This window comes from Streptomyces sp. MB09-01 (assembly GCF_033794505.1).
Classification (GTDB): Bacteria; Actinomycetota; Actinomycetes; order Streptomycetales; family Streptomycetaceae; genus Streptomyces.
Genome location: NZ_JARAYQ010000090.1, coordinates 19,779 through 29,475, shown reverse-complemented (window position 1 = coordinate 29,475; position 9,697 = coordinate 19,779). Strand labels below are relative to the sequence as shown.

Annotated in this window: 8 protein-coding genes; 2 read left to right on the top strand and 6 right to left on the bottom strand. The window is 73.5% G+C overall.

What is annotated here, in order from left to right:
* Positions 1 to 697, bottom strand: a 697-nt coding sequence (locus tag PV721_RS20135; protein ID WP_319726316.1) for a transglycosylase family protein, incomplete at its 3' end; no start/stop codon positions are given.
* Positions 698 to 767: 70 nt separating this feature from the next.
* Positions 768 to 2,075 (bottom strand): cytochrome P450, encoded by a 1,308-nt coding sequence (locus PV721_RS20130; protein WP_319726314.1) that lies wholly within the window; start codon positions 2,073 to 2,075, stop codon positions 768 to 770.
* 121 nt (positions 2,076 to 2,196) lie between these two features.
* On the opposite strand from PV721_RS20130, the gene PV721_RS20125 reads away from it, so the two are divergent.
* Complete coding sequence (locus PV721_RS20125) at positions 2,197 to 3,417, top strand: globin domain-containing protein (protein ID WP_319726309.1); 1,221 nt, start codon at positions 2,197 to 2,199, stop codon at positions 3,415 to 3,417.
* Positions 3,418 to 3,429: 12 nt separating this feature from the next.
* On the opposite strand, the gene PV721_RS20120 is transcribed toward PV721_RS20125, so the two are convergent.
* Both PV721_RS20120 and PV721_RS20115 read right to left on the bottom strand, forming a co-directional pair.
* On the bottom strand, positions 3,430 to 4,452 hold the full coding sequence (locus PV721_RS20120) for a nucleoside triphosphate pyrophosphohydrolase (protein ID WP_319726305.1): 1,023 nt from the start codon (positions 4,450 to 4,452) through the stop codon (positions 3,430 to 3,432).
* A 28-nt stretch (positions 4,453 to 4,480) separates the two neighbouring features.
* Positions 4,481 to 5,104: a SurA N-terminal domain-containing protein gene (locus PV721_RS20115; protein WP_319726303.1), complete on the bottom strand. Its 624-nt coding sequence runs from the start codon at positions 5,102 to 5,104 to the stop codon at positions 4,481 to 4,483.
* Positions 5,105 to 5,281: 177 nt separating this feature from the next.
* Here PV721_RS20115 and PV721_RS20110 point away from each other — a divergent pair, with 177 nt between their 5' ends.
* Positions 5,282 to 7,633: a YfhO family protein gene (locus tag PV721_RS20110; RefSeq protein ID WP_319726302.1), complete on the top strand. Its 2,352-nt coding sequence runs from the start codon at positions 5,282 to 5,284 to the stop codon at positions 7,631 to 7,633.
* Here PV721_RS20110 and PV721_RS20105 read toward each other — a convergent pair.
* On the bottom strand, positions 7,621 to 8,952 hold the full coding sequence (locus tag PV721_RS20105) for a serine/threonine-protein kinase (RefSeq protein ID WP_319726300.1): 1,332 nt from the start codon (positions 8,950 to 8,952) through the stop codon (positions 7,621 to 7,623). The genes PV721_RS20110 and PV721_RS20105 overlap by 13 nt on opposite strands.
* Positions 8,949 to 9,575, bottom strand: a complete 627-nt coding sequence (locus PV721_RS20100; RefSeq protein ID WP_319726298.1) for a hypothetical protein — start codon at positions 9,573 to 9,575, stop codon at positions 8,949 to 8,951. The genes PV721_RS20105 and PV721_RS20100 overlap by 4 nt, the downstream gene beginning before the upstream one ends.
* Between the last annotated feature and the right edge of the window lie 122 nt (positions 9,576 to 9,697).

Sequence of the window (9,697 nt, the reverse complement as noted above, 5' to 3'; positions counted from 1 at the left end):
CCACCGGGAGGGTCGGAGCCGTCGGGTCGACGGGCGGCAGCGGCGTGGTGCCCGGGGTGTCCGGGAGCGCCGGCTGGGACGGGTCGGCGGGCGGCGTCGTCGGAGCGTCCGGCGCCGGCATGACGGGCAGTCCGACGGACGGTGCGTCGGGGATCAGGAAGGGGCTGCCGGTCGGGCTGGGCGCCGCGTGGGTCGGGGCGCCGAAGTCCTTGGCCGGCTCGCCGCCGGTGGTGGACGGCACCGCGTCGTCCGGGCGGGACGGCGAGGGGGCGATCGGACCGGAGGTGCCGGGCAGGCCCGGGTCCACCTTGGCGGCGGGGCCCTGCTGCTCCAGCCCGGCCGAGGTGGCGCACAGCGGCCACGCCTGCGGCCCCTGCGAGGCCAGCACCCGCTCGGCCACGGCGATCTGCTGGGACCGGCTCGCGAGGTCGGCCCGCTCGGCGAAGTCGAGTCCGCCGGCGTTCTGCCACTCCTCCTGGGTGAACTGCAGCCCGCCGTACGCGCCGCTGCCGGAGTTGGCACTCCAGGAGCCGCCGCTCTCGCACTCGGCGACCTTGTCCCAGGTCGCCGTGTCGGCAGCGGTGGCATTGGTGGCGGCTAGCAGCGGCAGAGCCAGCGCGGAGCCAGTGACTCCGGCTGTGACTACCAGCGCGGGGACCTGGCGGGGGCGTCTGTGGCGGCCGTTCCCGGAACGCATGAGGGTGCACCTTTCGCATAACAGCGGGGTAACGGCAGAACCTAGCGGCCTTCGAACGATTGTCACAAGTTCAAGCGGGATCTGACTTTTCATCAGAAGCCGTGCAAGTGTTTTGAGCCGCGAACCGAACGGGAAGAGTACGTAGCCCCCGCATGATCAACCCCCCGCGCCAGCGCAGGTCTTGAGGTGGAACAGCGAGTTCCAGATCGGGCAGACGCGTCAGCAGCGTGGCGAGCGCCGTCTGCCCTTCGAGTCGCGCGAGCGGAGCGCCCAGGCAGTAGTGGATGCCGTGCCCGTACCCGAGGTGCTGGTTGTCGGTCCGGGAGAGGTCGAGGGTATCCGGCTCCGCGAACCGCTCGGGATCGCGGTCCGCGGCGGCGAGGACGACCAGGACCGGGTCTCCGGCCTCGATGCGCTGCCCGCCGAGGGCCAGCGGCTCGGTGGCGAACCGCCACGTCGCCAGCTCCACGGGGCCGTCGTAGCGCAGGAGTTCCTCGACCCCGGTGGCCAGCAGCCCGGTCTCGCCGGCGGCGAGGGAGCGCTGGAGGCGCTCGCGCTGGCCCGGGTTCATGAAGAGGGAGTGGACGCCGTTGCCGATGAGGTTCACGGTCGTCTCGAAGCCGGCGAAGAGCAGGATGAAGGCCATGGCGGTGGCCTCGGCCTCCGTGAGGTGGTCGCCGTGGTCGCTCGCCCGGATCAGGTCGGAGATGAGGTCATTGCCCAGATCATCCCTTTTGCGGTGGATGAGTTCGCCGAGATAGGTCCGCATCTGCTTCACCGACCGGGCGACCCCGCCGCGCGGACCGCCGCCGTGGCGGATCATCATCCCGGCCCAGTCGCGGAAGTCGTCCTGGTCCTCGCTCGGTACCCCGAGCATCTCGCAGATGGCGTAGATGGGGAGCGGGAAGGCGAACTCGTGGATGAGGTCCGCCTCCCCCTTCGCCGCGAAGGCGTCGATCAGGTGGTCGGTGAGCGCCTGCACCCGCGGGGTGAATTCGGCGACGCGGCGCGGGGTGAACGCCTTCGACACCAGCCGCCGCAGCCGCGTGTGGTCCGGCGGGTCGATGTTGAGCAGGTGCGTCATCAGCTCCGCCTTGCGCTCCCCCGGGATCCCGGTCTTGCCCTTGGCGTGCGCGGGCTCCGCGTGGTGCGCCGGGTTCTTGCTCAGCCGCTGGTCGGCGAGGGCCTGGCGGGCGTCGGCGTACCGGGTGACCAGCCAGGCGTCGACCCCGCTGGGGAGCTTGGTGCGGTGCACCGGAGAGTGCTCGCGCAGCCAGGCGTAGGCCGGGTAGGGGTCGGTCGCGAACTCCCAGTCGAAGAGGGTCGGGCCCTCGGCGGAAGCGGTGTCGGCGGGGTCTGCGGGGGTCTGCTCATGCACGGCACGACCGTATCCCGGCGCAGGAGCGCCGTCCCATATGGCCCGTTCGTCGCGGCTGTCCGCAGATCACCCATCACTTGACCTCACCTCCCCCGACATTCCTACTTTCGGTTTTGTGGATGTGAGGATCTTGAAAAGCAGTTTCGCGGTGGTGGAGAGGCGGGCCGAGCACGCGGTCAAGTTCTTCTACTCCCACCTCTTCTGGCACAACCCCGGGATCCGTGACCTCTTCCCGGCCTCCTTCGAGGACATGGAGCGGCAGCGGGACCGCCTCTTCGCCGCGCTCACCCACGTGATCGCCCATGCCGACGACGAGAGCCTCGTCCCCTATCTACACGACCTGGGGCGCGACCACCGCAAGTTCCTGGCCCGCGCCGAGCACTACGCGGCCGTGGGCTGCAGCCTCCTGGCCGCCCTCGCCGAGACCTCCGGAGAGGCCTGGACCCCGCGGGTGGAGAAGGCCTGGGCCGAGGCCTACCAGGTGATCGCCGACGCGATGATCGCCGGCGCCGACGCGAGCGAGGACCCGCCGTGGTGGGACGCGGAGGTCGTGCGCCACCTCCAGTACGGGCCGGACATCGGCGTGCTGACGCTCCGGCCGCACGCCCCCTTCCCCTATCTCCCCGGCCAGTACACGAGCGTGAGCAGCGAGCGGGTCCCCACGACGTGGCGCACCTACTCCATCGGCAACGCCCCCCGCCCCGACGGCACCGTCGACCTCCACGTCAGCCGGATCGACCGGGGGCGCCTCAGCACCGCCCTGGTCCGCGAAACGCAGCCGGGCGACGTCCTGCGGCTCGGCGTCGCCGGCGGGCGGCTGACCTTCCGCCGCTCCGACCGCCCCGTCAGCTTCATCGCCGCGGGCACCGGCTGGGCTCCCATCCGGGCCATGCTGGAGGACCTCGCGGAACATCCGCCCGATCAGGACGTACGGCTCTTCGTGGTGGCGCGGGACGGCGCGCACCTCTACGACCGCCCGCTCATCGACGCGTACGCCGCCTCCTGCCGCTGGCTCGGCGTCACCTACATCACGCCCGCCCCCGGGCAGCACCGCAACCAGGCCACCGACCGGCTCGCGACCGCGCTCGGCCACCGCGGCCTGTGGCCGGACCAGGACGTCTACCTCAGCGGCCCGCCGCCGTTCGTCGAGGAGACCGCCCACCTCCTCCAGGAGCTGGGCGCCCGCCCCGGCCGCCTCTTCCACGACTCCGTACCCGCCGCCGGCAAGGGCCAGGGGCCCGGAGGCCGCCCGCTGGGCTTCGGCGAGTGGTTCCTGAACCGCCCGTCGCCGCACTGGCACAACCCCGCGGGCCGCGCGCCCCAGGACCACGAGAGCGACTGAACCCCGCCGGTTCTACGCGCCGACGCCCTCGGCGGCGCGGATCGCGTCCCGGTAGACGCGGGCCGCCGCGCGCAGCGCGGTCTCGGGGTCGGTCCCCGCCGCCTCGGCGCGTGCCGCCAGGGCCAGCAGTTCGTACCCGATGCCCTCGCCGCGGGGCAGCTCCACGGCCACGCCGCCCGTACGGACCCGGCCCGCGAGCTTGGCCGCGAGCGCCAGACCGGGCTGGCCCACCGGGATCCCGTCGGTGACCGACTCCCGCTGCTTCTCCACCGCCTTGGTGCGCTGCCAGTGCGCGCTCACGTCCTCCGGGGTCTCGGCCTCCGCGTCGCCGAAGACGTGCGGGTGGCGGCGGATCAGCTTCTCCACGAGGGTCGCGGCCACGTCGTCGATGGAGAAGGCCCCGGCGGCGTCCTCGCCGTCCTCGCCGTCCTCGTCACCGCCGCCGCCCTCCTCCGCGATCCGCGCGTGGAAGACCACCTGGAGCAGGACGTCGCCGAGCTCCTCGCGCAGCTCCTCCCGGTCCCCGTCCTCGATGGCCTCGACGAGTTCGTACGCCTCCTCGATCGCGTACTTGGCCAGGCCCTCGTGGGTCTGCTGCGAGGTCCACGGGCACTCGCGCCGGACCCGGTCCATCACCTGGACCAGGTCGAGCAGGCGCGCGCCGGGCAGATCGTACGAGCCGGGCAGCAGCTCCAGGTCGGGCATGGAGACACGGCCCGAGCCGGCCAGCCGGGCCAGCCCGTCGGTCAGGCGCCGGTCGCCCTCCCCGCTCGGGAGCAGCACGACCGTGCGGCCGCCCGCGCAGGCCTCGACCAGCTCGTGCGCGTCCGGGGTACCGAACGCCACCTCGATGCCCGCCTCCCGCAGGTACGGCAGCTGCGGGTGGCCGGGATCGGCGCACAGCACCCGGTCCGCGGCGTGCAGGGTCTGCCACGCCGGCCAGGACAGCACGCCGGGGGCGACCCGGTGGCTGGTGGTCAGCAGGACGATGCGGCCCGTGGGCTCGGCGGCGGTGGGCTCGGAGTGCTCGGTCACCCTCCGAACCTACCTCCGGCCGGGCGCGTCAGGCTCCGGCGGGTGCCTGCTCGGGCCGGGTCCACTGGGTGACCCAGGGGGTCTCGCCGACGCCGAGCTTGATCTGCTTGACGTCCCAGGAGCCGTAGCGCGGGTTGACCTCGATGTGCAGGTCGGTCGCGGCGGCCCGGGCGGGCTCCTCCAGCTTCCCCTGGCCGTACTTCGCGGTCAGCTTGGTCAGCAGGACCCGGTCCCGCAGGAAGCGGTCGACCTGGCCGGGGGCCATGGCCCCCTTCTGCAGGAGCAGCGCCTCGAACTGCTCGGTCCCCTTGTTCTCGTCCACGTACGCCGTGCGCTCGTCCTCGATCTCCTTGGCGGAGACGGAGATCCCGGCGGTCGCGGCCATCTTGTCGATGACGTGGCTCTGGAGCATCGAGTCGAGCTTCTGCCGCTCCAGGTTGGGGGTGCTCGCGATGAGCTCGGCGGCGGCCTGCCCGGTGCGGTTCTGCGCCGCGCGGACGTCGTTGACCTGGGCCTGGAGGGCGGAGGTGGTGATCCGTTCGCCGCCGACGACGGCCGCGGTGCCGGGCCGGGCCTCGCCCGAGCAGGCGGACAGCAGGGGCGCCGCCAGGAGCAGGGCGGCGGAGACGGAGAGCGCTGTGCGACGGTGCAAAGGAGCCTCCAGGGCCGGGAGATTGTGCGTCGGTGCACAAGGGCCGTGCGGTGATCGATGGTATGCAGTCCGGGTGGTCCGAGCCACCGGTTCGACCAACGATTCCCGAGGTGTCGGGGTGCGCGTTCATCTGGCGGCCATCCTTCGGTCCCCCGGTGGTGCCAGGGTCGGCCCACCATGTCGACACCGCACCGCTCACAGCACCGCTCGCCGCGCCGCCTGAGCCTGTCCGGCTCGGCGCTCGCCGCCCTGCTCACAGCGGTGGCCGTGTGCGCAGGGGACGCCGCCGCCCGCGTCTTCCCGTACGGATCGCGCCACCGCAGCATCAACGACCTCGGCAATCAGTTCGTACCCTTCCACGCGCACCTGTGGGACCTCCTGCACGGCCGTGCGGAGGGCGGGCTGCTGTTCAACTGGCAGTCCGGGTACGGCACCAGCTTCCTGCCCGACCTGGGCACCTACCTGACCAGCCCGCTCTCCGTCCTCGTCGGGCTCTTCCCGCGCGCGGACATAGACCTCGCGGTGTACGTCGTCACCGTGCTCAAGACGGCGGTCGCGGCGGCGGCGATGGCCTGGCTGCTGCGCACCCACCGACGCGGCCCGTGGTGGGCGGCGGGCCTGCTCGGGGCGTCGTACGCGCTGTGCGGCTGGTCGGTGATCGAGGCCTCCTACAACCCGATGTGGCTGGACGGGCTGATCGCCTTCCCCCTGCTGTGCCTGACCGGCGAATGGGCCCTGCGCGGGCGTCGGCTCCTGCTCGCGCCGCTCGTCGTCGCCGTCTGCTGGACGGCGAACTTCTACACCGCCTACATGGCGACGCTCGGTGCCGCGCTGGTACTGGTGGTACGGGTGGTACTGACCCGGGAGGACCTGCGGACCCGGGCGGCGGTGATCGGCCGGGCGGCCGGGACGACCCTGCTCGGGATCGTGCTCGCGGCGCCGGTGCTCGTTCCCCTCTTCCTCAGCTCGGGCCGGGCCTACCCGGGGTGGGTCAAGGAGTTCCGGCCGGTGTCCTGGGCGGACCTCTTCGCACGGCTGCTGCCCGCGACGTACTCCTTCTCCTCCCCCGCCGTCTTCGTGAGCACCGGGACCCTGCTGCTGGTCGCCGCGCTGCCGTTCCACCGGGCGGTACCGGTGCGCACCCGGCTGTGGTGGGCAGGGCTGACGGTGGCCGTGGCGCTCTCGCTCCAGTGGGCCCCGGCCCACCTGGCCTGGCACCTCTTCGCGACCCCGAACGGAAGCCCGTACCGGCAGACCTTCGTGCTCGCCGGGATCGCCGTGATCGCCGCCTGGACCGGGCTGGCCGCGGGCCCGCCGCGACCGCCGGCCCTGGCGGCGGGCGCGGGCCTGCTCGCGGCCGCCGTGCTGTGGGCGCGCGGGAGCACGCTCGGGACGGACTGGGGGTACGCGCTGTTCGCCGGCGGGCTGGCACTGGCGGGCGCCGCCTGGTGGGCGCTGCGCCACCGGCTGGCGCTCCCGGCGGCCGGGCTGCTGGCCGCGGTCCTGCTGGCCCAGGCGGCCGCGACGACCGCCTACGGTCACAAGGGGAAACTGGGGGGGCTCGACGACTACCCGTCCTGGGGGGCGGCCCACACCGCGCGCGCCGAGGCACTGGCCGGCGCCGAGGGCTGGCCGGCCTACCGCACCGACCCGAGCCGGCCCGCCCTGTCGGGCAACGACCCGATGCTGCTGGGCGGGGAGGGCGGCTCGTACTACAGCAGCCACACCCCGGAGGTGTTCACGCACACGATGGTCGCCCTCGGGGCCGGCTGGACCTCGCGCGGCCGCAACGTCCAGAGCATCGACAACCCGGTGACGGACGCCCTCTTCGCGGTCGGCGCGCGCCTGCAGCCCGACGGCACGGTCCGCCGCGCCGAGGTCCCACCGCTGGTGACGACCCGCCCGCCCGGCGCACCCGTCTCCTACGGCGACTCCCCCTTCGCCAACCAGGAACTGCTGCTGGGCGCCCGGGTGTACGAGGACCCGCTCGCGCCCGGTGTCTGCCGCGCGGGCACGGAGGCCTACCTGTGGGCCCCGGAGTACAACGCGACTGCCCGCCTCGCGGACGGGCCGGCCTTCCGCCTGAACGGCAACGCCCCCCGCAACCGGGCGGCCCTGCAGCCGATGGGCGTCTCCCACGGGGCCTCCTCGGCCCTGGTCTTCGACGCGGCCCCGCCCCCGCGGTGGACCCTGTCCTGCCTGGACCGCGCCCGCCTCGACACCGCGGTGGCCACCCTGCGCGCCACGGCGGCTACCTCCCTGCGCGTCGGCTCCTCGCAGATCCGGGCCGAGCTGCCCGCGGGGGCCACGGGCACGGCGGTCCTCTCCGTGCCCGCGATCGCCGGCTGGACCTGCAACGGCCGCCCGGCCGCGGCCCATCTGGGACTGGTCGCCCTGCCCCTGGACGGCCGCACCACCACCCTCAGCTGCTCGTTCCGCCCCCCGGGGCTGCTCCCGGGCGCCGCGGCGGCGGGACTGGCCCTGGTCGTTCTGGCGGGCCTGGCGATCAAGCGGCGTCAGCGCACCTGACCCAGCCAGTGCAGGGTCCGGCGGATCTCGGCGGGGAAGGGGTGCGCCGGGCCGTGCAGCCGGTCCGCGTCGAACAGCAGCCGGGCCAGGGTCTCGTGGGCCGCCTGCCGGTCGCCGAGGGAGAGCAGCAGGTGCGCGATCCGGCGGCGGACCTCCAGGGGCAGCCCCGGGTCCGGGTTGGCGTAGTGGTTCTCGAAGAGCGGGAGGAGCGAGCGGTACTCCGCCAAGGCGGCGGCCGGTTCCCCGAGCTGCTCCAGGCACTGGGCCGCGTCGTAGCGAAAGCGCAGGGACTGCGGGTCGCCGGCCGGGAACTCATCGGCGAGGCGGCGCAGTTCCGGCAGGGCGCGGCGGTACTGGCCGTCGTCCATCAGCGTGGCGGCGTACTGCTTGCGCAGGGAGCGGACCACCGGGGAGTGCTCCCCGTGCTCGGCGGCGGCCGCCGGGAGGATGCCGCCGAGGATGTCCCCGGCCTGGGTGAGCCGCCCCTGGTCCAGCAGCTTGCGGGCCTCGTACACCGCCTGCGCGGAGCCGGGGCGGTCCTGCGGGTCCTTGGCGAGCAGGCGCATCAGGAGCGTCTCCAGCTCCTGCGGGATCTCCGGCCGCTTGGGGCGGACCAGGGCCGGGGGCTCGTACAGGTGGCGGTGGAGCACACCGAGGGCGGTGGATCCCGCGAAGGGGACGTTGCCGCTGAGGAGTTCGTAGAGCAGCACGCCCAGCGCGTACAGGTCGGTGTACGGGCCGACCGCGCCGCTCATGGCCTGCTCGGGCGCCATGTACGCGGGACTGCCGATGGGTGTGCCGGTGCTGGTGAGGCGGGTGGTGTCGGTGTCCATCACCGAGGCCACACCGAGGTCCAGGACGAGCACGGTGCCGTCCGGGCGGATCATCACGTTGCGGGGCTTCAGGTCACGGTGCACGATCGGCACCGCGTGCACGGCGGAGAGCACCGAGCACAGCTGCGCGACGACGGCGACCGCCCACTGCCAGGGGTAGGGGCCGTGCTCGGCGAGGTGGTCGGCGAGGTCGGTGCCCTCGACGTAGCCCATGACGAGGAACAGTTCGTCGCCGTCGCTGCCGGCGTCGTGCACGGTGACCAGGCCGGGGTGGTCGACCTGCGCGGTCACCCGGCACTCGCGCACGAAGCGGCGGCGCAGCTCCTCGGCGACGGTGCCGGGGCCGGCGACCTTGTCGGGGCGCAGCAGCTTGACGGCGACCCGGCGGTCCAGGCGCTTGTCGTACGCGGTCCAGACCTGGCCCATGCCGCCCTGCCCCAGGATGGAGGCCAGCTGGTAGCGGTCTCCGATGAGCCGGTCGGTCACTGATTCGGGTCCTGGATCGCGGTCCGGTTCGGGTCCTGGTAGGGGCCGCCGGGCGGCGGTGTCTGCTTGCGCAGCAGCTCGCTGAGCTCGTCGAGCTCGGCGCGGACCTGCCCGATGCGCGGCGGCGGGGTCGGCTGCGGGGGCGCCTGCGGCGGGGCCGGCGCGGCAGCGGGCTGCTGGGGCACGGTCGTCTGGGCGTGCGGGTACCCGTAGCCGGGCGAGGCCTGCTGCGGGTGGGCGTAGGGCGCGGACGGGTACCCGTACGCGGGCAGCGCCGCCCTCCTGGCCTCGTGGTGCTTGATGTCGGCGACGAGGAAGTACACGCAGATCGCGAAGCCGGTGAAGATCGAGCCACCGGCGCCGAGGTTGCCCTGCCAGCCGTTGACGTCGGGCGTGGGGTCGAGCTGGATCAGCGTCATCCACAGGACGGCGAGCGCACCGCTGACCACCAGCAGCACCCAGTCACGGGACTTGCGGGTGACCAGGGCGAGCCGCAGCATCGAACCCCAGGCCAGGAAGCCGCAGCTCAGGATGGGCAGCAGCATGAACACCACGCGCAGTGCCACCACGCCCCCGTCGGTGGACTGGGGGGCGTGCTGCGGCGGAAGGCCGGGGCCGTGCATCGCTGCTCCTGACGGGCCGTGCGGAAGAAGTTTCGGGTCTGAGGGTATACAGCGTTCCCGGCCATGAGTGAGGGGATGCGCGCAACCGTTGCACGCTCGCAGCACGGCACCCGCCGTCGGCC